19 protein-coding genes and 2 tRNA genes are annotated in these 23,612 nt (G+C 61.9%); 13 read left to right on the top strand and 8 right to left on the bottom strand.

The annotated features are described in order from the left end of the window. Positions 1–8 precede the first annotated feature (8 nt). From AB3X94_RS17540 to AB3X94_RS17525, 4 genes are read left to right on the top strand one after another with little or no spacing between them, the layout of a single operon-like run. Positions 9–1,733 carry a GMC family oxidoreductase gene (locus tag AB3X94_RS17540; RefSeq protein ID WP_368612181.1) on the top strand — a complete coding sequence of 575 codons (1,725 nt, stop codon included), beginning with the start codon at positions 9–11 and terminating at the stop codon, positions 1,731–1,733. After that, positions 1,636–2,808: a dihydrodipicolinate synthase family protein gene (locus AB3X94_RS17535; RefSeq protein WP_368612180.1), complete on the top strand. Its 1,173-nt coding sequence runs from the start codon at positions 1,636–1,638 to the stop codon at positions 2,806–2,808. The genes AB3X94_RS17540 and AB3X94_RS17535 overlap by 98 nt, the downstream gene beginning before the upstream one ends. A gap of 29 nt (positions 2,809–2,837) precedes the next feature. Next, complete coding sequence (locus tag AB3X94_RS17530; RefSeq protein WP_184225764.1) at positions 2,838–3,398, top strand: heme-binding protein; 561 nt, start codon at positions 2,838–2,840, stop codon at positions 3,396–3,398. A 46-nt stretch (positions 3,399–3,444) separates the two neighbouring features. Continuing rightward, positions 3,445–4,776, top strand: a complete 1,332-nt coding sequence (locus AB3X94_RS17525) for an MFS transporter (protein ID WP_368612179.1) — start codon at positions 3,445–3,447, stop codon at positions 4,774–4,776. A gap of 31 nt (positions 4,777–4,807) precedes the next feature. Here AB3X94_RS17525 and AB3X94_RS17520 read toward each other — a convergent pair whose 3' ends face one another. Further along, entirely contained in the window at positions 4,808–5,740 is a 933-nt protein-coding gene (locus tag AB3X94_RS17520; protein ID WP_184225925.1) for a helix-turn-helix domain-containing protein, read from the bottom strand. A gap of 94 nt (positions 5,741–5,834) precedes the next feature. Here AB3X94_RS17520 and AB3X94_RS17515 point away from each other — a divergent pair, with 94 nt between their 5' ends. The 3 genes from AB3X94_RS17515 (at position 5,835) to AB3X94_RS17505 (ending at position 9,768) form a co-directional block, all read left to right on the top strand. Continuing rightward, positions 5,835–7,082, top strand: a complete 1,248-nt coding sequence (locus AB3X94_RS17515) for a DUF1479 domain-containing protein (protein WP_368612178.1) — start codon at positions 5,835–5,837, stop codon at positions 7,080–7,082. Positions 7,083–7,196: 114 nt separating this feature from the next. Beyond that, the gene (locus AB3X94_RS17510; RefSeq protein WP_368612177.1) at positions 7,197–8,735 is read left to right on the top strand and encodes an FAD-dependent oxidoreductase; all 1,539 of its coding nucleotides are present in this window, start codon (positions 7,197–7,199) and stop codon (positions 8,733–8,735) included. Between the two features lie 13 nt (positions 8,736–8,748). Beyond that, positions 8,749–9,768, top strand: coding sequence for a Gfo/Idh/MocA family protein (locus tag AB3X94_RS17505; protein WP_368612176.1), 1,020 nt, complete (start codon positions 8,749–8,751; stop codon positions 9,766–9,768). Positions 9,769–10,380: 612 nt separating this feature from the next. On the opposite strand, the gene AB3X94_RS17500 is transcribed toward AB3X94_RS17505, so the two are convergent. The 3 genes from AB3X94_RS17500 to AB3X94_RS17490 form a co-directional block, all read right to left on the bottom strand. Next, positions 10,381–11,607 carry a tyrosine-type recombinase/integrase gene (locus AB3X94_RS17500; RefSeq protein WP_368612175.1) on the bottom strand — a complete coding sequence of 409 codons (1,227 nt, stop codon included), beginning with the start codon at positions 11,605–11,607 and terminating at the stop codon, positions 10,381–10,383. A gap of 155 nt (positions 11,608–11,762) precedes the next feature. Continuing rightward, positions 11,763–11,849: transfer RNA gene (locus AB3X94_RS17495), tRNA-Leu, on the bottom strand. 227 nt (positions 11,850–12,076) lie between these two features. Next, positions 12,077–12,163: transfer RNA gene (locus AB3X94_RS17490), tRNA-Leu, on the bottom strand. A gap of 422 nt (positions 12,164–12,585) precedes the next feature. Here AB3X94_RS17490 and rnr point away from each other — a divergent pair. Both rnr and rlmB read left to right on the top strand, forming a co-directional pair. Further along, positions 12,586–15,081, top strand: coding sequence for a ribonuclease R (rnr, locus tag AB3X94_RS17485; protein ID WP_368612174.1), 2,496 nt, complete (start codon positions 12,586–12,588; stop codon positions 15,079–15,081). Positions 15,082–15,213: 132 nt separating this feature from the next. Beyond that, positions 15,214–15,957 (top strand): 23S rRNA (guanosine(2251)-2'-O)-methyltransferase RlmB, encoded by a 744-nt coding sequence (gene rlmB, locus AB3X94_RS17480; protein WP_013089240.1) that lies wholly within the window; start codon positions 15,214–15,216, stop codon positions 15,955–15,957. Positions 15,958–16,065: 108 nt separating this feature from the next. Here rlmB and AB3X94_RS17475 read toward each other — a convergent pair whose 3' ends face one another. Beyond that, positions 16,066–16,359: a contact-dependent growth inhibition system immunity protein gene (locus AB3X94_RS17475; protein ID WP_176108742.1), complete on the bottom strand. Its 294-nt coding sequence runs from the start codon at positions 16,357–16,359 to the stop codon at positions 16,066–16,068. Further along, positions 16,356–17,189, bottom strand: a complete 834-nt coding sequence (locus AB3X94_RS17470) for an RNase A-like domain-containing protein (RefSeq protein ID WP_176108741.1) — start codon at positions 17,187–17,189, stop codon at positions 16,356–16,358. The genes AB3X94_RS17475 and AB3X94_RS17470 overlap by 4 nt, the downstream gene beginning before the upstream one ends. Before the next feature lie 206 nt (positions 17,190–17,395). Between AB3X94_RS17470 and rpiA the strand changes: the two genes are divergently transcribed. From rpiA to AB3X94_RS17455, 3 genes are all read left to right on the top strand, one after another. After that, positions 17,396–18,091, top strand: coding sequence for a ribose-5-phosphate isomerase RpiA (rpiA, locus tag AB3X94_RS17465; RefSeq protein WP_176367874.1), 696 nt, complete (start codon positions 17,396–17,398; stop codon positions 18,089–18,091). Positions 18,092–18,524: 433 nt separating this feature from the next. Beyond that, on the top strand, positions 18,525–19,754 hold the full coding sequence (locus AB3X94_RS17460) for a glycosyltransferase (RefSeq protein ID WP_368612173.1): 1,230 nt from the start codon (positions 18,525–18,527) through the stop codon (positions 19,752–19,754). Between the two features lie 494 nt (positions 19,755–20,248). Continuing rightward, the gene (locus AB3X94_RS17455) at positions 20,249–20,671 is read left to right on the top strand and encodes a type II toxin-antitoxin system HigA family antitoxin (RefSeq protein ID WP_176108738.1); all 423 of its coding nucleotides are present in this window, start codon (positions 20,249–20,251) and stop codon (positions 20,669–20,671) included. A 173-nt stretch (positions 20,672–20,844) separates the two neighbouring features. Here AB3X94_RS17455 and AB3X94_RS17450 read toward each other — a convergent pair whose 3' ends face one another. Then, positions 20,845–22,251: an undecaprenyl-phosphate glucose phosphotransferase gene (locus AB3X94_RS17450; RefSeq protein WP_368612172.1), complete on the bottom strand. Its 1,407-nt coding sequence runs from the start codon at positions 22,249–22,251 to the stop codon at positions 20,845–20,847. 15 nt (positions 22,252–22,266) lie between these two features. Then, positions 22,267–23,001, bottom strand: a complete 735-nt coding sequence (locus AB3X94_RS17445; RefSeq protein WP_006048767.1) for a Crp/Fnr family transcriptional regulator — start codon at positions 22,999–23,001, stop codon at positions 22,267–22,269. Positions 23,002–23,223: 222 nt separating this feature from the next. Between AB3X94_RS17445 and AB3X94_RS17440 the strand changes: the two genes are divergently transcribed. Further along, positions 23,224–23,466 (top strand): hypothetical protein, encoded by a 243-nt coding sequence (locus AB3X94_RS17440; RefSeq protein WP_368612171.1) that lies wholly within the window; start codon positions 23,224–23,226, stop codon positions 23,464–23,466. Positions 23,467–23,612 lie beyond the last annotated feature (146 nt).

Raw genomic sequence — 23,612 nt, 5'->3', positions numbered from 1 at the left:
CAGACGCCATGAAAGCGACGACATATGACTACGTGATCGTGGGCGGCGGCTCGGCTGGCTGTGTACTGGCCAATCGCCTGAGCGCCGATCCCTCAATCAAGGTTCTACTACTGGAAGCAGGCGGTTCCGATCGCCACCCGTTCTTCTCGATGCCCGCCGGCTTTGCGAAAATGACGCGCGGCATTGGTTCGTGGGGCTGGTTCACGGTGCCGCAAAAGCATCTGAACAATCGCGTGCTGCGCTTTACACAGGCGAAAGTGATTGGCGGCGGATCGTCGATCAATGCGCAGATCTACACGCGCGGCGTTCCCGCGGACTACGATGATTGGGAGCAGAAAGCGGGCGCGACAGGATGGTCTTATCGCGAAGTGCTGCCTTACTTCAAAAAGTCCGAGAATAACCAGCGCTTCGCGAACGAATATCACAGCTATGGCGGCCCGCTCGGCGTATCGAACCCGATCAGCCCGTTGCCGATCTGCGAGGCGTTCTTTCAGGCGGGACAGGAACTTGGCATTCCCTTCAATCCGGACTTCAATGGTGCGACCCAGGAAGGTCTCGGCTACTATCAGCTAACGCAACTGGACGCGCGGCGGTCATCGACGGCGGCAGGCTTCATCCGTCCCGTGCTCGGGAGGCCGAATCTGACGGTCTGCATGCAGACGAGGACGCTGCGCGTGATCGTCGAAGGAACCCGCGCGACAGGCGTCGAATACGTGACTGGCGAGAGCCGCGATCCGCAGACCGTGCGTGCGTCACGTGAAGTCATCGTGTCTTCGGGCGCGATCGGCTCACCGAAACTGTTGATGCAGTCGGGCATCGGTCCCGCCGATCATCTCCAGTCGGTTGGGATCAAGCCGATCCACGATCTTCGCGGCGTTGGCTCGAATCTGCAGGATCACCTCGACCTCTTCGTCATCGCGGAGTGCACGGGCGATCACACCTACGACAAGTACAACAAGCTGCACAACGCTGCGTGGGCCGCATTGCAATATCTGTTGCTGAAGAAGGGGCCGGTAGCGTCGAGTCTCTTTGAAACGGGCGGCTTCTGGTATGCCGATGACGACGCGCGCGACCGGTCTCCGGACATCCAGTTTCATCTCGGCCTTGGGTCCGGAATCGAAGCGGGCATGGCGAAGCTGAACAATGCTGGCGTCACGCTGAACACCGCGTATCTTCGTCCGCGCTCGCGCGGCACAGTCCGCCTTGCCAGCGCGGACCCCGCCGCCGCGCCGCTGCTCGATCCGAACTACTGGGCCGATCCATACGATCGCGACATGGCGATCAAGGGTCTACGAGTGGCGCGCGACATCCTTCGCGCCCCCGCGATGAAGCGCTATGTACAAAGCGAAGTTCTGCCAGGCGCGCGCGTGAACAGCGATCAGGAGCTGTTCGAATACGCATGCGCGAATGCGAAGACCGATCACCATCCTGTCGGTACCTGCCGCATCGGACAATCTGGAGACCCCGACAGCGTGGTCACGCCAGACCTGCGTCTCATTGGAATCGAAGGCTTGCGGGTCGTCGATGCGTCTGTCATGCCGTATCTGCCCTCGTGCAACACAAATGCACCGACGATCATGGTCGCCGAAAAAGCCGCCGACATGATCATTCAACCCTCAACATCGAGAGGATCGTATGAAGATCAAACTGCCTACATCGGACGGCACAATCCTGGAATACGCGATGCAGCAGCAGGAAGACCAACTTCCGCCGTCCACCGCGCCGACCTTTAACCGCATCGCTTATGCGGCGGCCCACGTTGTCGTCGACCCCGCTCATGCCTATGAGCCTTGGAGTGATGCGCCACGAGTCGACTGGGACGCCACGCTTGAATTTCGCAGCTACCTGTATGGGTTGGGATTCAAGGTGGCCGAAGCGATGGATACCGCGCAACGCGGCATGGGCATCGGCTGGCCGACGGCCGCGGAGTTGATCCGCCGCAGTATCGCTCACGCGCGCAGCATCCCCGGCGCGGATCTGGCTTGCGGCGCTGGTACCGATCATCTCGATGACGCGCGTGACCATACGCTTGCAGACATTGTCGCGGGCTATCAGGAGCAGTTCGAGGTGATCGAATCGGCAGGCGGCCGGCCGATCATGATGGCGAGCCGCGCGCTATGTGCGGCAGCGCGTTCCGCCGACGACTACAAGCACGTCTATGACGCGGTGATCTCCGCCTCACGCAACAAGGTCGTGTTGCATTGGCTCGGCGATGCGTTCGACGCTTCGCTCACCGGGTACTGGGGCAGCCGCGACGTACCGACGGCGATGGCGACCGTGCTCGACATCATCCGTCTTCATCAGGACAAGATCGAAGGCATCAAGATTTCGCTGCTCAACGCGGAATACGAGCGGCAACTCAGGTCGCAGTTGCCCGAGGGTGTCGCGATGTTTACGGGCGACGACTACAACTACGGCGAACTCATCGCAGGCGACAGCACCGGTCATTCGCACGCGTTGCTCGGCATCTTCGATCCGATCGCGCCTGTCGCGTCGCGCGCGTTGTCGAAGCTCGCGGCTGGAGACACGAATGCATATCGACAGCTGATCGATCCGACGGTTGCGCTGTCGCGCGAGTTGTTCCGTGCGCCCACGCAGTACTACAAGGCGGGCGTCGTGTTTCTCGCATGGCTCAACGGCCATCAGGATCATTTTTCGATGGCGGGCGGCATGGAGTCCGCACGGTCCCTGCAACATTTTGCGGAGGTGTTCCGCAAGGCAGACGCGGCAGGTGTATTGATCCGGCCGCAGCTGGCAGCCGAGCGTATGGCGCGCTTGCTGAGCGTGCGCGCGGGTTTGTCGCAGTGAGAGCGGTCGTTGAGCCGAGGAGACAGGAAATGACACGACGCAATGGGACTAGGCGAAACGAAACATTCGATGAGCAGGCACGGCGTACGAAGCTGCCGGTCTTCAATGCGGAGGTCGCGCGCAGGCTGGGAGAGATAGTCGTCAATATCGCGGGGCGCCGCAGCCTGCCGATCGCGGTGGGTGTCGCGCTGCCGGATCGACCGCTGTATTTCTGCGCACTCGAAGGCAGCAATGCGGAGAACGTCGACTGGATCCGGCGCAAGGAGAACACCGTCTTCCACTTTGAGCGCAGTTCGCTCGAGGTGGGCGTGATGCTGGAACGGAATGAACAACGCCTCGCGTCGCTCGGTCTGCCGGAGCAGCGCTTCACGGCTTTGGGCGGCGGCGTGCCGCTACGCGTGGTGAACGACGGCATCGTCGGTGCCATGTGCGTGTCGGGACTCGATCACGTGGCCGATCACGAACTCGTGGTGGAGGCGCTGTGCTGGCACCTGGGCGTGCCGCACTTCAACGCGATCCTGTCGGATGCCGCGGCTGCATCGCGACAGCACACGAGCCATCCGTCCGAACGGCGCGCGGCCAGCGCCTGAACGACAACACAGATCAACAAGCCAGAACGACACAGGAGACGTTTTCATGGAAGCGAACGCAATACACAGCGTGGCGCCACACACGCATACAGCCGAGAACGCAGGCACCGCCGATCTGGTCCGCGTGATTGCAGCGAGCACGGCCGGCAGCGCGATGGAGTGGTACGACTTCAGCATCTACGGGACCGCGTCCGCGCTGATCTTCGCCGATCTGTTCTTTCCTGGGCTCAGCAAGGCCGCGGGTCTACTCGCGATTTTCGGTGCCTACGCGGCGGGATTCTTTGCGCGACCTGTAGGCGGCCTGTTCTTCGGCTGGCTAGGCGACCGGCTCGGGCGCAAGGTCGTGCTGGTCGCGACCGTGCTGCTGATGGGCGGCTCGACGTTCTGCATTGGCTTGCTGCCAACCTATGTGAGTGCGGGCGTGTGGTCGACGGTGGGTCTCGTGGCGTTGCGGCTGTTGCAGGGTTTTGGCGCGGGTGCGGAGCAGGCGGGCGCTTCGCTAATCGTCTCCGAGTTCGCGCCGGCCGAACGACGCGGTTTCTATGCCGCGCTGCCGTTTGCGGGCTGCATCATCGGCATCCTGCTGGCTGGTGCGATGTTTACCTGGGTGCAACATCTGCCGAAGGACGTTTTCTACGCGTACGGCTGGCGCATTCCGTTTCTCTTCAGTGCGCTGGTCGTGATCGCGGGCATCGTGATCCGGATGCGCGTGAAGGAGAGTCCCGTGTTCGAGGAGATCCAGCGACAAGGGCATACCAGCAAACAACCTGTACGCGATCTGCTGACCGATTCGCGCCGCACGCTGCTCGTGGCCTTCGGGTTGCGCGTGGGCGAGAACGGTTCGTCGTACCTGTATCAGGTGTTTGCGCTCAGCTATCTGACGAAGGTGCTGCTCGTCGACAAGTCGGTCGGCACACTGGGTATCACCGTTGCGGCAGGTCTGGCCGTAGTGACGATCCCGCTGATGGGCTGGTTGTCCGATCGTTTTGGCCGCCGGATCATGTATCGGCTGGCAGCGCTCTTTACCTGCGCATGGGCGTTTCCGGCCTTCTGGCTGTTCAACACGAAAGATCCCGTGTGGATCATCGTCGGCATGAGCGTGGCGATCGGCGTTGGCGTGTTCGGCATGTACGGCATTCAGGGTGCGTATTTCCCTGAATTGTTCAGTGCGCGCTATCGCTATACCGGTGTCGCGGTCAGCAAGGAGTTCGCGGCGGTGGCCTCGGGGGGCGTCGCGCCTTTCATTGCGGCGGCGTTGATTGGCTGGTCGGGTGGCGCGTATTGGCCGATCGCAACGTATATCGTCGTGTTGGCGGGTGTGACTTTCCTGTCGACGTTCTTTGCGCCAGAGACGCGAGGTTGCGATCTCGCCGGATGAGCGGTCAATTGCCGTAGCGCCTGAATGACGCCTAGTGCTTTTCCAGCGAAGGCGACCTGGTTTCGAGGGACAACGAATCCTCCGGGGCCGGGTTCGTTCCCGCAAACGCTTCGCGATAAGCGGCTGGCGTCGTCTGCTTCACGGCGCGGAATTGCCGGTTGAAGTTGGCGACGTTCGGAAACCCCGATCGCGAAGCAATGAGGGAGACCGGCCACGACGTCGTGGCGAGCATCCGGCACGCGTGGCCGATGCGCACCCGATTCAGGTATTTGCCGACGCTCTCGCCCAGATGCTGAACGAAGTACCGGTTGAGCGTGCGCTCGGACAGCGTCGCCGCTTCGGCCAGTTCCTGCAGCGTCAGGCGCTCGGCAAAACGTGCGTCGATGACGCTCAACGCGCGATTCAGGCGTTCGGGTTCGTGGCCCGACGGCCGGCCCACCTGCCCCTGGTTGAAGGCGGCCGGGGAAGCGAGTGGCGTCGCGTCCCTGTCGGCCAGTCCGCACAACAGATCGAGCGCGGCGCTCAAGCGCTGCCTCGGCGATTTGGATAGCAGGGCTTCAAGTTGCTGACTCACTGCCAATCCGGCTTCCGATGAAAAGGCGAGGCCGGATGCGCCCCGGCGCAAGAGCGTGCGGAGCGGTTCGTATTCTGGGCAGCAGTCCGCGATCCGTCTGGCCCAGTCGCCGCTAAACCAGATCACGATCGCCACCTGCGGTGCCGCAGCGTCGATCGACTTGTTCGAGGCCCATGTATGGGGCAGATCCGGCGGAACGAGCACCAGGTCGTTGCCTTCATAGTCGGCGACCGAATCACCGATGTATCGCTTGCCACGGCTATTCATCGTGAGCGTAAGTTCGTACTCCGGATGGTGATGCCATTCGAACGGGATGCGGGCGAGCTTACGGTGATAGACCCGGATGGAACATCCGGCATCCATCGTGACGTGTTCGTATGCTGGTTTCATGGCCGGATACGCGAACAGATTGTCCAAATTGTATCTCTTCTCGAGCACGACGGCGGCTAAGATTTGGACACTGCAGCACACGCGGAGACGCATCATGGAATCCCTGCACATTGAAGATCTGCCGGCGGCGATCCGGTCGGTGAAGAAGCAGCTGCGCCAGAGACTTCCCAACTACAGGGAAGTGTTCGAGCAGGTCGACGCCGAAATCAGGCGCAAGGTCGAGGTGATTGCGCAGGAGCGCCAGCACGGCGACGCGGTGATCCCCGAGATCCAGTATGCGGACATTGCTGAAGGACGCGTGAGCGCAGCAACGATTGCGACGATCAAGGACCGTGGCGCGTGTGTCGTGCGCGGTGTGTTCAGCGCGGAACGCGCCGGGGCGTGGGACGAAGAAATCGCGCAGTACGTCGAGCGTAATCGCCTCGACGACAAACTCGCCCACCGGGCCGAGGACAAGTTTTTCGGCACCCTCGCATCGAGCAAGCCGCAAATTTATGGCATTTACTGGTCTGGTCCTCAAGTGGAGGCACGTCAGTCTGCCGAACTCACTGAGACACGCGTCTTCCTGAACAGGCTCTGGAAGTGGGAGAGTGAAGGCCGGATTCACTTTGATCCGGACAGGGTTCCGGTCTACGCGGACCGCCTGCGCCGGCGTCCTCCGGGTTCTGAGTCGTTGGGGCTCTCCGCACATTGCGATGGCGGGTCGGTGGAGCGCTGGCTCGATGACAACTTCCGGTGCGTCTATCGGCACGTCTTCAGCGGCGACTGGCGCCGGTACGATGCGTTCGACGCGGCATGGCGGCCGCAAGCCCGGGAGATTCGTTCCCCGACTGTATGTTCGATGTTCCGCACTTTCCAGGGGTGGACCGCGCTCACTCCGCAGGGGCCAGGCGACGGCACCTTGCAGCTGGTGCCGATCGCGAACGCAATGGTGTACGTGTTGTTGCGGGCGCTTCAGGACGACGTCTCAGACGACGATCTATGTGGCGCAATGCCGGGCCGCGCCCTGTCGATCGATGCAAAGTGGCATGCACCGTTGCACGAAGCGCTTTCGTCGATTCCATTGATGCAGGCCGGCGACACCGTGTTCTGGCACAGCGATGTAATTCATGCAGTCGAGGACGCCCATCGTGGAACCGGATACAGCAACGTGATGTACATCGCGGCGGCACCCGGCTGCGCGAAAAATGACGAATACCTGAAACGGCAACTGCCGACCTTCCTGAGAGGCGAAAGCCCGCCCGATTTTCCGGCCGACAACTTCGAGACCGATTTCGTCGGCCGGGCAACCGAAGCCAGCCTGACGGATCTGGGCAAAACACAGCTCGGATTCGATCTCTGATCCGGCAACCCGGTCCGTAGCATCCCACGCGCGGCGAGCCACGCGAGGTCAGACTCGCACCGTGAAATCGTCACGACGAGCACGGCGAGGTCAATAGAAGATAGGGAGACTGCAATGCACGCCGACGTCGTCATCATCGGTTCGGGTGTAGGAGGGAGCGCCGTTGCGTGGCAACTGGCGCAGACGGACGCGCGCGTGCTGGTCATCGAACGCGGCGAAAATCTGCCGCGGGAGTTGGAGAACTGGGATGCCGAGGCCGTATTTGGGCAGCTTCGTTACCGGACGCGCGAAACCTGGCTGGACCGCGTGGGCCGACGGTATCGCCCAGGTCAATACTATTTCGTTGGCGGGCACACGAAATTCTTCGGGACGGCGATGTTTCGATTCAGAGAGGCGGATTTCGGGGAGGTGCAGCACGAAGAGGGCATTTCCCCCGCATGGCCGATCTCGTACGCCGACCTGGAACCCTACTACGACCTTGCCGAATCGCTGTTTGGAATAAGGGGAGACTCGAGCGCCGATCCGACGGAGCCGCCTCATTCTCGACCCTATCCGCATCCTCCGGTACCGGACGAACCGGCGATTGCGAGGCTGCGTCACGACTTCGAACGCCAGGGGCTGCATCCCTTCCATATGCCGACCTCTATCGATCTGGGCTCAGGGGGAGGCTGCATTCGTTGCGGGACCTGCGATGCCTTTCCTTGCCGCATCGATGCAAAGGGCGACGCGGAAAAATGCCTGTTGCGTCCGGCTCTGAGGCGCGGTTCAGTCACACTCATGACGGGCGCACGCGTCACCCGCCTGGTCACGGACGCGACGGGGAAAAGGATCGTATCGGCGGAAGTCGAAGCGCGCGAAGGGCGCAAGACTGTGACCGGCGATACCTTCATTCTCTCTGCCGGCGCAATCAACAGCGCCGCCTTGTTGCTCGCGTCGGCCAATTCACGTATGCCGCGGGGACTCGCGAACTCGTCGGGTAGTGTGGGGCGGTATTACATGAACCACAACTGCACGGCAATACTCGCGATCGACCCACGCCACGTGAACGACACCCGGTTTCCGAAAACGCTGTCCGTCAACGACTTCTATTTTGCTGGAAAACACGACGAGTGGCCGCTTGGCAATATCCAGATGCTCGGGAAGATTCGCGAAGCGATGCTGCGTGGCGCGATGCCCTACATGCCGAAGCGGGCGCTTCGATATCTGAGTGAGCACAGTGTCGATCTGTATGCGATGTCCGAGGATCTGCCGGATCACGATAGCCGGATCGAACTGACGGAGCAGGGCGAGATCAGGCTTCTGTGGAAACGCACGAATCTGAAGCCACATGCGCGACTTGTCAGCGAGACGAAGAAAATACTGCGTCGCTCAGGATTCCCTTTGGTCGTGAGCCGCCGATTTGGTGAAGACACGCCGTCGCATCAATGCGGCACAGTGCGCTTTGGCGACGATCCGGCGTCGTCGCCGCTGGATCCGCTGTGCAAGGCATACGACCACGACAACCTTTACGTAGTCGATGCCGGTTTCTTTCCATCGTCCGCCGCCTTGAATCCGGCGTTGACGATCGCTGCCCAGGCGTTGCGCGTGGGGGAATCACTGTGCCGCAGTCTTGGGCCGCCGGCCATTGCAAACCGGATTGTTGAACCGACCTGAAAGGAGACGGAAGATGGGAACTGCTGTTCAATGGGCGCTAGTCGGCGCCAGCACGATTGCAGAAGAATGGATGATCAACGCCATACGCGCTCAACCCGACGGAGCGATAAAGGCCATCGTCAGTGGCGACCTTGCGCGCGCCCGGCAGTTCGCGGACAAACATGCGATTCCGCAAGCGAGCGCGGACCTGAACGAAGTGCTTGCAGACCCGCAGATCGACGCGATCTATATCAGCAGCACCAACGAGAAGCATTTGCCACAGGTTCTCGCCGCGGCTGCCGCGGGCAAGCATGTTCTCTGTGAGAAGCCGCTCGCGCTCACTACCGACGACGCACGACAGATGATCGAAGCGTGTGGCAGTCATCAGGTCGTACTCGCAACCAATCACCATCTGCGCTGCGCGGCCACGCATCGACGCATGCGCGATCTGATCCGGGCAGGCGCGATCGGCACGCCGCTGTTTGCGCGCGTCTTTCACGCGGTGTCGTTGCCGCCGCACTTGCGCGGCTGGCGTATCGAACGGCCAGAGGCCGGCGGCGGCGTCGTGCTCGACATCTCGGTACACGATGTCGATACATTGCGCTTCCTGCTCGACGCCGAACCTGTCGAAGTGGGTGCCATGACCACGTCCGGCGGTTTGGGACAGGCGGGGCTCGCGGACGGCGTGATGGGCATCCTCCGCTTCGATAATGGGGTGCTTGCGCAGATCCACGATGCGTTTACCGTTCCCTTCGCGCCGACGGGACTCGAGGTGCACGGTGCTGAAGGCTCACTGATCGGGCGTGATGTGATGACCCAGCGGCCCGTCGGGGAAGTCACGCTGCGTACCGCACGAGGCGAAGAGCGGATCGAGGTCTCGCATGGTGACCTGTATGTCGCCGGGGTCGCCCAGTTTCATCGCGCCGTGACGGCAAATGAGAGTCCGGCTGCGAGCGGCCGTGATGGATATGTGTCTCTCGCTACGGCGCGCGCGCTCCAGGCTTCCGCCGTCAGCCGTAGCCACGTGACTGTTGAATCTCCGGACTTGCGATAAACAGACGGCCGTTCTGATGCGACGACAGGGGGCGCAAGGCCACGCGATAGACGTGCCGCCCACTGTTGTATCTGCTATCGCGTCAATCCGCGCGCCAGTGTCTCGCCTCTACATCCTTGTCTGATCCCCTTGTCGGAGAAGAGCCGCGCAGGTCGCGACTGGGCGACTGGCTGAATCGGGTCGAACAGTACGCACACGTTAAACTCGGCAGCAGTCGATAGTCGCCGGCCTTCGGCGAACGACTGGTGAGCGGCGGTGAGCAGGCGTATCGGCGTCGTCGCACGAACGTCAGTTGTGGCCGACCAGCCGCCGGTCGGCTCAGTTAGGCAGTTGTGACCTGACGGTATCGCAGACGGTATCAACCTCCGAAGTGAACTGGAGATGCATGGTTTAGACGATCTTTGTTAAGCAGGCGGTGCTGATTTTCCGATGCGGCCCACCCAAGGCCGTTGAGTGCCGGGCGGGAATGTCGGTATCGCTGACGGTATTGGCGGGCGCCATGGGGCCCGTGTCAGGCCCAGCGTTGGGTTTGCGGTGGGCAGTTGCTAATCGAGTGGGGATTCGCGGTCATCGGTATGCGCATTCGTGAGCGACATATCGTGCGAACCGCGGTCAATCGACTGCGCCACTTGCCGGCGTTGTTCTGCATAGTCCGTCGATATAGTCCGCCCACTCTTGCATCACGCGGCGACGATCGTCGTCGAAAGTTGTTCTGTCATAAGCCTTCTGTATGTCACCTCGTTTTGCATGCGCGAGTTGCGCTTCCAGGACGTCGATGTCGATGCCGAGTCGCTCCCGGCCAACGGTCCGCAGCATGCCCCGGAATCCGTGCGTAGCGTGCTTTCCTTTGAATCCCATCTCGCGCAAAGCCTTGCTTAACGCGTCTCGATGTAAATGCGGCGTTTTCTGGCGAGCGGGAGATGGAAACACATAGTGTCCGCGGCCTGTGAGCGACTGCAACTCGCCGAGCAACGTAACCGCTTGCTTAGGTAAGGGCACAATATGGTCGTGGCGCATCTTCATTCGTACGGCCAGAACATGCCATTCGCCCGCTTTCAGGTCAATTTCGTCCCACGGTGCGGCTGCGATCACTCCGGGGCGTAAGCCCGTGAGCATGGTCAGTTTCAGTGCGGCCCTGGTGATTGGTGACTTATAGGTATTGATGGCTTGCACCAGCGGGACGATATCCGTGGGTTTCGTAATCGCCGGGATGTGGCCTTTCTCGTGTCGCGGGATGACGCCGCGCAGCGACAACGGAACACCGTCCTCCCGCAGGCTATGGTGGATCGCGTACGTCACGATGCCGCCCACGTATTGGCGTGCCTTGGTTGCGAGGTTGGGAGCATGCTCCGCTATTGCTTCCAACACCGGTTTGACTTCCGATGTCGCGAGCGTCGAAATGGGCTTGTTGCGTAGTGGCGGGATCAGGTATTGCCGAACTACGAACTCCGCCTTGCGGTAAGTCTCGACGGCCCACTCCTTGCGCTTGAACGCGAGCCAATTCTCCGCGACGAGCTGGAACGCCCCTTCAGCGGCTCGTTTGCGTGCAGCGGCTTCGGCTCTGCGGTGCTCGACTGGATCAGTACCATCACGCACGAGACTACGCGTGATCGCAGCGGACTTGCGCGCGTCGACGAGTGCAACTTCGGGAGAGGGACCAAGACTGAGAAAATTTTCTTTGCCAGTACTCGGGCGGCGATAACGGAGCAGCCACGTTTTGCTTCCGTCCGGCCAGATGCGTAAGGCAAGCCCGTTCCCGTCTGAGAGCAGGTAAGGGCGCTTGCGCGGTTTGGCGACGCGAAATACGACTTCGGACCTCGGTTCGGCGCGTTTGGGCATCGCTCGGCACCTCGATTCCGTGTATACGCAAGAGTATACGCAAAAATCGCTGATGCCGCCGGTATATGGCGGTTGCCAGCGGAAACAAAAAACCCCGTAAGACCTTGATCTTACGGGGTTTCTCGGACTACTTCAGCTTTCGCCGGAACAACTGTTGGTGCCCAGGAGAGGACTCGAACCTCCACGGTGTTGCCACCGCTAGGACCTGAACCTAGTGCGTCTACCAATTCCGCCACCTGGGCACGTCTTCAAGCTAGACCGCTATTTTAGCAAGATGATTAAGTTTGTCAATCTCTGCTTCAAACAAACTTGCTTTTCTCATCCGCCCGGTTGAACGCGCAGCGAAGTGATGCAACCGCTGCCGAACCACCGTCCTGCTGATCCGGCAATCGAAATAGGAACAGCGATTTCGATTGCCAGGCCTTACACAAAAAAGAGAGCCGCCAGAAGGCGGCTCTACTTTCGAATCTGGTGCCCAAGAGAGGACTCGAACCTCCACAGTGTTGCCACCGCTAGGACCTGAACCTAGTGCGTCTACCAATTTCGCCACCTGGGCAGGTGATGAACTGCAAAGACCGCCATTATAGCGACCGATTCCGACCTGTCAAGCGATTCGCCGAACGCGTTTGAACCTCGCGGCGAGCCGGCGCACGACGCGTCCGAACCACCGGCGCAGGCCCGCGTGGCGCCCGACACGGGTGTTAGAATGCCTCGCAGTAGTTCGTTGGCACGATGCACATCCGGTGTCGCGACGCGAGTGTCGACATGCGATCAGCCAGACGCGCGCCGGCCTCGCGTTGAACGAGCCGAACCCAGGCAGTTTCCTGTGCTAATCGCAGTAGAGCAGTCGAGCAGAAGAGCAGCAAGCAGCAGGTGTAATGACCGAGGCAGCGCAGCTGCCTTACAGATGCAGCCGAGCGCAACTGCGCGCATTAAGCAAACGCCTTCCAGGCCGGACCACATCGCCGACCGACGTCCATGCAACGAGAAAAAATCATCGACAAGCCCTTGAGCAAATTTCCGTATCCGATTCCAAGCCGCGAAGAAATCCTCGGCGTGCTGCGCACGAGTGAAACGCCGCTTGCCGCGAACGACATCGCCGAAGCCCTGTCGATCAAGCGCCAGGAGCGCGAAGGATTTTTCAAGCGTCTCGGCGCGATGGAGCGCGACGGCCAGATCCGGCTCGATCAGCGCAATCTCTATCAACTGACTCATCCGTCGAACTTCGTCGCGGGCCGCGTGCAGGGCCATCGCGACGGCTACGGTTTCCTGATTCGCGACGACGGCCAGGACGACCTGTTCCTGCCCAACGGCGAGATGCAGAAGGTCATGCACAACGACCGCGTGCTCGCGCGCATCGTCGGCTATGACCGGCGTGGGCGGCCCGAAGGGCACATCGTCGAAGTCACGGACCGCGCGAACAAGCGCGTGATCGGGCGTCTGCTCAACGAGAACGGCGCGCTGATCGTCGCGCCCGAAGACAAGCGCATCGGCCACGACATCCTGATCACGCAGAACACCCGCAAGGCGAAGGTCGGCCAGGTCGTGGTGGTCGAGCTGACCGATTTCCCGAGCCGTCATTCGCAGCCGCTCGGCCGCGTGGTCGAAGTGCTTGGCGATATCGACGACCCCGGCATGGAAATCGAAATCGCGGTGCGCAAGTACGGCGTGCCGCACGAATTCAGCGAGGCCGCGCTCGGCGAAGCGGCCAAGCTGCCCGACGAAGTGCGCCCGGCCGACATCCGCCATCGCGTCGATCTGCGCGACGTGCCGCTCGTCACGATCGACGGCGAGGACGCGCGCGACTTCGACGACGCCGTCTATTGCGAGCCGGTCAAGGTGGGCCGCGGCGACGGCTTCCGCCTGATCGTCGCGATCGCGGACGTGTCGCATTACGTGCTGCCGCAAAGCGGGCTCGACACCGACGCGATCGAGCGCAGCACGTCGGTGTATTTCCCGCGCCGCGTGATCCCGATGCTGCCGGAGAAGCTGTCGAACGGACTGTGCTCGCTGAATCCGCAAGTCGACCGCTGCGTGCTCGTGTGTGACATGATCGTCACCGCGCGTGGCGACGTGAAGGCGTATCAGTTCTATCCGGGCGTCATGCATTCGGCCGCGCGGCTCACGTACACCGAAGTCGCCGCGGTGCTGACAAACACCAAGGGCCCCGAGGCGACCCGCCGCGCCGCATTGCTGCCGCAACTGCAGAATCTGTATGGCGTCTACAAGGCGCTGTTCGCGGCGCGCCAGAAGCGCGGCGCGATCGACTTCGATACGACGGAGACGTACATCGTCTGCAACGCGCAGGGCAAGATCGAGCAGATCGTGCCGCGCACGCGCAACGACGCGCACAAACTGATCGAGGAGTGCATGCTGGCCGCGAACGTGTGCGCGGCGGATTTCCTGAAACGCAACAAACACCCGGGCCTGTTCCGCGTGCATGCGGGTCCGAGCGCGGAAAAGCTCGAGAACCTGCGCACGTTCCTGCGCGGCATGGGCCTGACGCTCGGCGGCGGCGACACGCCGCACGCGAGCGACTACGCCGCACTGATGGCGCAGATCCGCGACCGGCCCGACGCCTCGATGCTGCAGACGATGCTGCTGCGCTCGATGCAGCAGGCGGTCTACAGCCCCGACAACATCGGGCACTTCGGTCTCGCCTACGAGGCCTACGCTCACTTCACGAGCCCGATTCGTCGCTATCCGGACCTGCTCACGCATCGCGCGATCTACGCGATCCTGCAAGGCCGCAAGTATCAGCCGCAGCCGCCGCACGGCGTCGAACTCAATACCGCGCTGTCGCCGCGCGCCCGCGCAATGCAGCAGGCCGACGAGGAAAAGCGCGGTGCCCGCGCTCGCACGAACAACGTGGCGATCTGGGAAGAGCTCGGGCTGCACTGCTCGGCCAACGAGCGCCGCGCGGACGAAGCATCGCGCGACGTCGAAGCGTGGCTCAAGTGCTATTTCATGCGCGACAAGCTCGGCGAAGAGTATGGCGGCATGGTCAACGGCGTCACGTCGTTTGGCATCTTCGTGCAGCTCGATTCGCTGTTCATCGAAGGTCTCGTGCATGTGACCGAACTCGGCTCGGACTACTTCCAGTACGACGAGATCAGGAACGAGCTGCGCGGCGAGCGCACCGGCATTCGTTACCGGCTGTCGGATCGTGTGCGCGTGCAGGTGAGCCGCGTCGATCTCGACGCACGCAAGATCGACTTCCGTCTCGTGCGCGATACGCCGATCAAGCCGCCTGCGGCGCGCGGTATGGCGGCGGACAAGGGTGACGGCGCTGGGCCGCGAGTGCGCGTGTTGCCGTCGGCGGAAAGCGGCGCGTCGTTGCCGGGGCCGCGGCGCAAGAAAGCCGCGCCCGCGCAGAGCGTGGCGGTCAAGGAAGCGCGCGCCGCGCGCGGCGCGGCGAGGAAGCATGGCGTCGCGAGCAAGGCGGCGTCGAAGCAGGCACGCAAGAAGCGCTGAGGCTTTCACAGCGCCGGGACCGCGCGCAGCGGGCACGTGAACGCGTGCCGGTTGCGCGCGGTCTGCCTTTTGGTTTCATCTTCATCACAGTGGCGCGCGTTGAATGCGCGTCCAATCAAAGGTTGTTCAGTCATGGCACGTCATAAGGTTTTATACGGTTTCCACGCAGTGACCGCGCGTATCCGGCACGATGCGTCGACGGTCGAGGATGTCTATTACGACGCGACGCGCAAGGACCGTCGTATGACCGAATTCCTGCAGGCCGCGAAGGACGCGGGCGTGCGTCTGATCGCCGCCGACGAAACCCGTCTGTGGGGTCTCGCGCGCACCGAGCGCCATCAAGGCGTGGTCGCGCGCGCGGGCGATCTGCCGCTCGCGCAGAACCTCGCCGAACTGCTCGACGGGATCAGCGGTTCGCCACTGATTCTCGTGCTCGACGGCGTGACCGATCCGCACAATCTCGGCGCCTGCCTGCGCGTCGCCGACGCGGCCGGCGCGCATGCGGTGATCGCGCCGCGCGATCGCGCGGTGGGACTGAACGCGACTGCCGCGAAGGTCGCGAGCGGCGCGGCCGACACGGTGCCGTACATCACGGTCACGAATCTGGCGCGCGCGCTGCGCGAACTGAAGGACGCGGGCGTTTGGGTGGTCGGCACGGCCGGCGACGCGCAGAAGAGCGTCTACGAAACGGAACTCGACGGGCCGGTGGCGCTCGTGATGGGCGCGGAAGGCGAGGGCATGCGGCGTCTGACGCGTGAAACCTGCGACGTCGTCATGAACATTCCGATGGCGGGGACGGTGGAGAGTTTGAATGTGTCCGTGGCCAGCGGGGTGTGTCTGTTTGAAGCGGTGCGGCAGCGGGCGGTGAAGAAGTAGTTCTTCTGTCGTCGTTCTTGTTGTTGGTCGATTGATGGCGCCCGGAACGCGGTGGTGGTTTCGGGCGCTTTGTTTTGCGTGCAAGGGATTGGCTATTCACGCAACAGGTTATGTAGTGAGAATTCTCGCTAATTCATCAAAGAAGGTGCTGGTTGTATATCCCCATAAAACGGGATCGAAATCATATCCACACGCCTCATCGAATTTTTCATCCAGTTTTTCACCTGCCTCCTGCCTGAATTTCTCTATTTCGGCCAACGTATCCTGGATCTCTTCGGGCGAACTGTCTCTTTTGAAGCAGGAGACGATCTCCTCCAGAGTGTCTCCCCATAGGTCCGAGTCCTGATTGAGATAGCCGCCAAACAATGCATAGAATTGTGGGTACGATGTTTCGTCGATCATTTCAGTAAGTACGATGTGAGAATGTAATAGGGCATTCCGTTGTATTCTTCAAATTTAATGGAAACTCGAACAGTACTCATGTCTTTAAGTTCCCCCGTTGCCCGGACGACTCCATAGCCCACCTTGCTCCCTACGTCCTGATAGAGAATCAAAAGACGCCTTGGGTTTGACTGAGCCCAATTCGTGATTTTTGACGTGTTGGACTCCATCACCTTGGAGATGGCCCATTCCGCGGCCGCCAAGTCCCGAAACGACGATACCACTCTTCTCTCCGATTCCAATCGCAGCCGCTCCCGCAACTGCGCCTCAGTCCTCCCCACATGCTTCAGTATCGTATGCCCACCGATCCGGCTACCGGCTTTGGCCTCATGCGCATCCAGACTAATCCGCCCCATCGTAATCCGCGCGACGCGCGCGGCTCTGATCGAGCCGATGAGTCCGAACGGCACCGCGATATCGAGCGACACGCCAATCTGATTAGCCAGGTCCGGGCGGGCTTTCAGCGACTCGGCGAGCTTCGTCGCGCTTTGCTGTGTCAGCGTAACCGTGTCCTGGCCCGTCAGTATCTGACGCAGACCGCTCGCCGCCGTGTCCGAGCCGTGCACGCCGAACATTACGCAACCGGCCTTGCTTGCCATCGTCGGTTCAGGCAGCGCGCATAGCGCTGCCGCTCCGACCATCTCCGCTACGCCTGCGGCGACCTGCAGGCCGCCCCAGAGCCGGTTGCTCAGCATCTCCGTCTGGCTGATCGATCCGCGCGTCAATATGGCGGCCAGCTGCGGCGCGCTGAGCACCACGCGCACGCCATCTCCATCGTATTCCTGCGACATTCCAGAATCCTCTGTGGTCTTGCGGGCCTAAAAACTAGCAAGCACCACAGCGGTTTGATATGGGCGATGGATGATTCTCATGACTCAATATGTGAAAAGCTGTCCGGCAAATCAGCGGGCTGCACGGCACAAAGCGCGCCCAAACCGAACCCTCCCCCCGCCGCTCCGGTAAACTATCGGTTTTTCACGCTTTTCCCGCCTCTCCCATGACTCAAGACGAACTCAAACAACTGGTCGGCCAGGCCGCCGCCGATTACGTGAACGCCAACGTGCCGCAAGGCTCGGTGATCGGCGTCGGCACGGGCTCCACCGCGAACTGCTTCATCGACGCGCTGGCCGCCACCAAATCCCGCTATCGCGGCGCGGTGTCGAGTTCGCTCGCCACCACCGCGCGGCTGCAATCGCACGGCTTCAAGGTGCTGGACCTGAACGAGATCGACTCGCTGCCGGTGTACGTCGACGGTGCCGACGAAATCGATCGCAGCGGTGCAATGATCAAGGGCGGCGGCGGCGCGCTGACGCGCGAGAAGATCGTCGCGTCGGTGTCGGAAGTATTCGTCTGCATCGCGGATGCGAGCAAGGTCGTCGAGACGCTCGGCAAGTTCCCGTTGCCGATCGAAGTCGTGCCGATGGCGCGTACCGCGATCGGCCGTCGCGTGACAGCGCTCGGCGGCGTGCCCGTCGTGCGCGTGACGAAAGAGGGCGCGCCGTTCATCACCGACAACGGCAACGAGATCATCGACGTGAAGGGCTTGAGCATCAGCGACCCGCGCACGCTCGAGGCGCATATCAACGCATGGCCCGGCGTCGTCACGGTCGGCCTGTTCGCGGGCCGCGGCGCGAATCTGTGCCTGCTCGGCACCGACACCGGCGTGCAAACGATCACGTACGGCCAGAATTAAGCGACTGCATTTCTGTTCGCTCTGACGCGTGTGAACCGTTCCAGCGGTTCACACGCGTTTTTTATTGCGCTCGCCCGCCGCGGGGGCAATCGCGCGCACCTGGCGGAAAGTGCCTGGACGCGCGCGCAGACCATTCGCCGTCGATGCTAGCCGCGCGCGATGCCCGCCACGTCAGGTGCCATTCGCCCGCGCAGCGCTCCGATCGCAACGCGTGACCAGGACTAGCGAGAAGAGGTGACGACGAAAACGTCAGCCGTGGTGCACGGACGAAACCTCAGCAATCAAGCCGTGATTTTGCAGACGCAAACGGACTCTGCGAATTACTCGCGAACTGTCGCACGTCGAATGTGTGCACGCGCACGCACAGTCAGAAACGTGGCACATACACTCTTCTCTAAGGCCAGGTGGCGTTTCGTGACAGATAGGGCGGAATATGAAAGTGGCGATCGTGCACGATTGGCTGGTCGCTCCCGGCGGCGCCGAGAAAGTGCTCGGGCAGATCATCGAGTGCTTTCCCGACGCCGATGTTTTCAGCGTCGTCGATTTTCTCGAAGATCGCACGCCACTAGCCGGTAAGCCGGTCACCGCGTCATTCATACAACGCCTGCCGTTTGCGCGCACCCGGTATCGCGCCTATTTGCCGTTGATGCCGCTTGCCGTCGAACGGTTCGATCTGTCGAACTATGACCTGATCATAAGCAGTTCTTGCGCGGTCGCGAAGGGTGTACTGGTCGGCCCACATCAGACGCACATCAGCTACGTGCATTCGCTGATGCGCTATGCGTGGGATCTGCAGCATCAGTATCTGCGCGACGCGAATCTGCTGCGCGGACCGAAGTCGTGGGCCGCGCGGGTGTTGCTGCATTATCTGCGCGGCTGGGACGCGCAGTCGACGAATGGTGTCGATCGTCTGATCGCGAATTCACAATCGGTCGCGCGGCGCATGCTGAAAACCTATCGGCGCGATGCCGCAGTGATTCCGCCGCCCGTCGACGTGAACGAATTCGAACTGCGCGCCGAGAAAGACGATTTCTATCTGAGCGTGTCGCGGATGGTGCCGCATCAACGCATCGATCTGATCGTCGAGACGTTCAACGCGACGCCGCAGCGCAAGCTGATCGTGATCGGCGATGGGCCGCAGATGGCGTCGATTCGCACGAAAGCCGGACCGAATGTGACGGTCCTCGGTTATCAGCCATTTGGCGTACTGAAGGATTATCTGGCGCGCGCGCGAGCCTTCGTGTTCGCCGCCGAGGAAGATTTCGGCATCGTGCCGCTCGAAGCGCAGGCCTGCGGCACACCGGTCATTGCGTTCGCCAAGGGCGGGGCGCTCGAAACGGTCGTGCCGGTCGGCGACCCGCATCCGACCGGTGTTTTCTTCGCGCGTCAGACGGCGGTGTCGCTGCTCGACGCGGTCAACCGCTTCGAGCGGCTGAGCGCGTACATCACGCCGGCGGCCTGCCGCGCGAATGCCGAACGGTTTTCGTCTCAGGTGTTCCGGCGGGCGTTCATGGCCGAGGTTACGCGCACGATTGCGGCGGTCGCTCAGGGTCTGCCGGCGGCGGAACTGGGGGAACAGGTGACGTGGGCGGAGTCCGATCTCGCGACCCGGGAACTCGGCATCGCTAGCGACACCGCGCCGAAAAGCAGGTGGAGGCAATGAGGTGAGGGTCTTTCGCTGTTCTCGCCTCGTGGAGTTTTCGATAGGAGAAGGAAGGGTCTTCGTCGTCATGCAGTGATTTCGCAACAGGCAGTAACGAGCCGTTCTGACCAACGCGTCCGGGCGGCTATTGGTGTGGGCGCGTCCGCTTCGCGCTTTGTGTCGGCAGTGCGTATCGCGTATCGCGCGAAACGCACCGCGCGTGCAAGGCGAGCCGCGGCCGGCCATTGTCAAGCAAGCAGGACTGGACTTCAAAAAATGACATCGGGGTGCGCGCCACGCGCTACGGGCGAGATATTCGCTGGCGCGGCATGCCTCGCGTGGCCATAACGACCTGAAGCAGACGTTCGCTATCGTGACCGCTGAATCACCTCACTGCGAAGTTCGCAGTGCTGGCAATTCGGCGTGCCACGGCGATTCACTACAACAGGCAGTCGTCATTCGCGCGTCACCGATTAACGCGCCGACGGCTTTTGGACGAGGACGAATTTAAACTCATGAATGCCGATCGCCTTCCGGGACCTTTTCCCGACATTGCCGCAACCTGGGCTGCGCTTAAGAGCCAGTTGCCGATCACGCCGATTCGCACCGAAGAGGATTATCACCAGATGGTGCGCATCGCAAACTCGCTGTCCGATCATCTAAGTGGCGAAGACAACGATCCGCTCGCGGATCTGCACGCGATCGTGAAGGAGCTGGTCGGTCACTGGCAAGCGCGCAACCTGGCGATTCCAAAAGCGGAGCCGCGCGAGGTCCTGCGCCATTTGCTGACCACGCATGGTCTCAAGCAGAAGGATCTGGCCGGCATCGCGTCGCCGACCGTGGTCAGCGATATTCTCGCGGGGCGCCGCGCGATCAGCAAGAAAGTCGCCAAGGCGCTCGCGGTACGGTTTCAGACCGACGTCAGCCAGTTCCTGTAGCGGCGGTGTCGCGCGGCGGGTCCGTCCATGACGGAGTCCGTCGCGGCTCTTTGTCTTGCGTCAACGATGGCGGCTGTCGATCGGGCCGCCGGAGTTGGCGTTTCCATTTGCAGCGCGCCGCGGCGCGGGCACGATGGCCGCCACCGTCGGAAGCGATCCGCTCGATCGCATGATCAGAACGCGTTGCGGCCGACGAAGCCCTTGAAAACCGTGATGAAGACGATCTTCATGTCGAACCAGAACGACCAGTTCTGGATATAGAAGAGATCGAATTTTATGCGCGCTTCCATCTTCTCGACCTTGGCGGTCGCGCCGCGATAGCCGTTGACCTGGGCCCAGCCGGTGATGCCGGGCTTGATGCGGTAGCGGTGCATGTAGCCGTACACCTGGTCTTTGTACAGATCATCGTGTTCGATCGCATGCGGGCGCGGACCCACCACCGACATCTGACCGAGCAGCACGTTCAGAAACTGCGGCAGCTCGTCGAGACTCGTGCGGCGCATGAAGCTGCCGAGCTTCGTCACGCGCGAGTCGTTGCGGGTCGCCTGCGTGATCTGGCCGTGCTCTTCCCGGTGCACGGTCATCGAGCGGAACTTGTAGATGCAGAATGGCTGACCATCGACGCCCTTGCGGATCTGCCGGAAAAACACGGGTCCCGGCGACGTGAGCTTGATGCCGATCGCGAGCACGACGAACACCGGCGCGAGTGCGAACAGCGCTAGCGCGGCGAACAGGCGGTCGAACATCAGCTTGGGCCACATCTGCGGCGGCGAGAACGGCGTCGCGCTCAGATTCAGCGTCGGCAAACCGACGACATCGACGATCGCATGATTGAACAGCGACAGACCGCGCACGTCGGGAATGAAGCGCAGATTGACGAAGTCGTGTCTGAAGGTGCGCGTGAAGCGGTAGATCGTGTGTTCTTCGCAAAGTGGCAACGCGAGCCACACTTCGTTGACGCGTTCGTCGCGCACCTTCGTCGCGAACGCTTCCAGATCGGTCAGCACGGGCAGGCGGGCCAGACGCGCGCCATACGCGTCGCGGCCTGCCACGCTAGTGTCGAACACGCACACCGGTTTGAAGCCCGCTTGCGGCGCATGCTCGAGATGCGCGAGCAGCGTGCGCGCAAAGCCCGGTGCGCCGACGATCGCGACGGTGCGCGCGTTCATCCCGCGGCGGCGCACGAAGCGCAGCACCACGTGCATGATGCAGCGGGTCGCAATGATCAGCGCGCCGGAGATCAGCGTCGAATATCCGAACCATAGGCGCGACACCGCATCCATCCGATGCAGTGTGAACGCGAGCACGAGCGAGGTCGCGACCACCACGACCCACGCGGCGGCGATTCTTGCGAGCACTGGCGCGAGCGCGTTGCCGCGCCACGTCTCATAGGCGCCGAAGCCCGGAAACAGCAGCAGAACCAGCACACAGTTGAACGCAATCAGAAGGCGCTCGGTATCGCCTAACGCGATTGGCGCGGGAAAGCGGATCCAGTGGGCTAGCAGACCGCCTGCAATCACGAAGAGCACGTCGAGACATCGAGAAGTAGCCCTAAACGTAGGCAAATCGACCCCGGTCATCGAACGGCGTCCCGCTTATTCGACGGTCTCCGCCTGGCGCAGGCGCGGCAGCAGACGATCGAATTCGCGTTTCACGAGGCCGTAGCATTCGCACGCGCGGGCTTCGAGGCCCTTGCGGTCGAGCACCTTGATATGACCGCGGCTATGATGGATCAGGCCTTCGTCGTGCAGCTTGCCGGCCGCTTCGGTGATCCCTTCGCGGCGCACGCCGAGCATGTCGGCGATCAGCTGCTGCGTGACGGTCAGATCGTTCGACGCGACGCGATCCACTTCGATCAGCAGCCAGCGGCACAGTTGCTTGTTGAGCGCGTGATGGCGGTTGCACGCGGCGGTCTGCGCGACCTGGGTCAGAAGCGCGTGCATATACAGCAGCATCAGGCGGCGCAGAAAGTCGGACCGCGCGAACTGCTGCTTGAGCGCCTGCGCGCTCATCCGGTAGGCGAAGCCCGCGCATTGCACCTGCACGCGGTTGGGCATGGTTTCGCCACCCGTCAGGACCGGCACGCCGGTCATGCCTTCGCGGCCGACCGCGGCGATCTCGACGGAGCTGCCGTCTTCCATCGTCGAGAGCATGGAGATGATCGCGGTGGTGGGGAAGTAAACATGATGGATCCGTTGACCCGAGTCGCACAGCAGCTGCTCGGTGCGCAGATGAACCAGTTCCAGGTGGGGGGCCAGCGCTTGCCATTCGTGCGAAGGCAATGCGCCCAGCAGATGGTTACCGTGCAAATCGGATTGAAGTGTCAACATGATCGGTCCTCGCATGAAAGCCGCGCCGCGCGCGACTCTCTCCGTTTATTTGATCCGATGCCCGCATCCTCGGGACAGGGCTGCCCGGCGGGCAGCTAGGATGACCAGCATCGGCCCCGTTATAGGCCTGTCTGCCACCGCCTCTGTTGTTGCGCTCGTGTGCGGTGGCACTCTGTTGCGTGAAGGTAATAGCGAGGACCGTGCCAACATAAGGGAAAACGTGTGCTGATGCGGCGCAGCGAACAAACCCGGAGTGCGTCGGCAGGGGAAAAGCGGCTTTTTGTTTCAGTTCTGCACACCCCCTCCGGATGGGGAATGCATCGTATGAAAGCTTTGGGTTTCGGGGAATCCCTTGATATCAAAGGCTTCACGGCCAAAAACAGGCGGGCTGTCGAAGCTGTCTCAGATTTGAACCTGGCGCCGCATGCACGTTTTGAAGCGCTCGACCTGAAGTGTCGGAAATGATTCAGAAGTGTTAAATGGAGTGCGTACGCTGTCGCACGCAAAGCCTTTTAGAGCCGCTAACAGTCGCGTTCGAGCCAACAGTGACTGCGCGGAGCCGACAGTTCGAGAGGTGCGAAGCGGGCTCTGGCGCGCCTCGCGGGCCTGCG

The sequence above is a fragment of the Paraburkholderia sp. BR10923 genome, from assembly GCF_040948765.1.
GTDB lineage: Bacteria > Pseudomonadota > Gammaproteobacteria > Burkholderiales > Burkholderiaceae > Paraburkholderia > Paraburkholderia youngii.
The sequence above is the reverse complement of the archived record's forward strand: the minus strand, read 5'-3'. Positions and strand labels throughout refer to the sequence as shown.

Coding starts and splice junctions, on each gene's coding strand:
- AB3X94_RS17540 (WP_368612181.1), top strand. CDS start 9: ATGAAAGCGACGACATATGACTACGTGATCGTGGGCGGCGGCTCGGCT.
- AB3X94_RS17535 (WP_368612180.1), top strand. CDS start 1,636: ATGAAGATCAAACTGCCTACATCGGACGGCACAATCCTGGAATACGCG.
- AB3X94_RS17530 (WP_184225764.1), top strand. CDS start 2,838: ATGACACGACGCAATGGGACTAGGCGAAACGAAACATTCGATGAGCAG.
- AB3X94_RS17525 (WP_368612179.1), top strand. CDS start 3,445: ATGGAAGCGAACGCAATACACAGCGTGGCGCCACACACGCATACAGCC.
- AB3X94_RS17520 (WP_184225925.1), bottom strand. CDS start 5,740: ATGAAACCAGCATACGAACACGTCACGATGGATGCCGGATGTTCCATC.
- AB3X94_RS17515 (WP_368612178.1), top strand. CDS start 5,835: ATGGAATCCCTGCACATTGAAGATCTGCCGGCGGCGATCCGGTCGGTG.
- AB3X94_RS17510 (WP_368612177.1), top strand. CDS start 7,197: ATGCACGCCGACGTCGTCATCATCGGTTCGGGTGTAGGAGGGAGCGCC.
- AB3X94_RS17505 (WP_368612176.1), top strand. CDS start 8,749: ATGGGAACTGCTGTTCAATGGGCGCTAGTCGGCGCCAGCACGATTGCA.
- AB3X94_RS17500 (WP_368612175.1), bottom strand. CDS start 11,607: ATGCCCAAACGCGCCGAACCGAGGTCCGAAGTCGTATTTCGCGTCGCC.
- rnr (WP_368612174.1), top strand. CDS start 12,586: ATGCAACGAGAAAAAATCATCGACAAGCCCTTGAGCAAATTTCCGTAT.
- rlmB (WP_013089240.1), top strand. CDS start 15,214: ATGGCACGTCATAAGGTTTTATACGGTTTCCACGCAGTGACCGCGCGT.
- AB3X94_RS17475 (WP_176108742.1), bottom strand. CDS start 16,359: ATGATCGACGAAACATCGTACCCACAATTCTATGCATTGTTTGGCGGC.
- AB3X94_RS17470 (WP_176108741.1), bottom strand. CDS start 17,189: ATGTCGCAGGAATACGATGGAGATGGCGTGCGCGTGGTGCTCAGCGCG.
- rpiA (WP_176367874.1), top strand. CDS start 17,396: ATGACTCAAGACGAACTCAAACAACTGGTCGGCCAGGCCGCCGCCGAT.
- AB3X94_RS17460 (WP_368612173.1), top strand. CDS start 18,525: ATGAAAGTGGCGATCGTGCACGATTGGCTGGTCGCTCCCGGCGGCGCC.
- AB3X94_RS17455 (WP_176108738.1), top strand. CDS start 20,249: ATGAATGCCGATCGCCTTCCGGGACCTTTTCCCGACATTGCCGCAACC.
- AB3X94_RS17450 (WP_368612172.1), bottom strand. CDS start 22,251: ATGACCGGGGTCGATTTGCCTACGTTTAGGGCTACTTCTCGATGTCTC.
- AB3X94_RS17445 (WP_006048767.1), bottom strand. CDS start 23,001: ATGTTGACACTTCAATCCGATTTGCACGGTAACCATCTGCTGGGCGCA.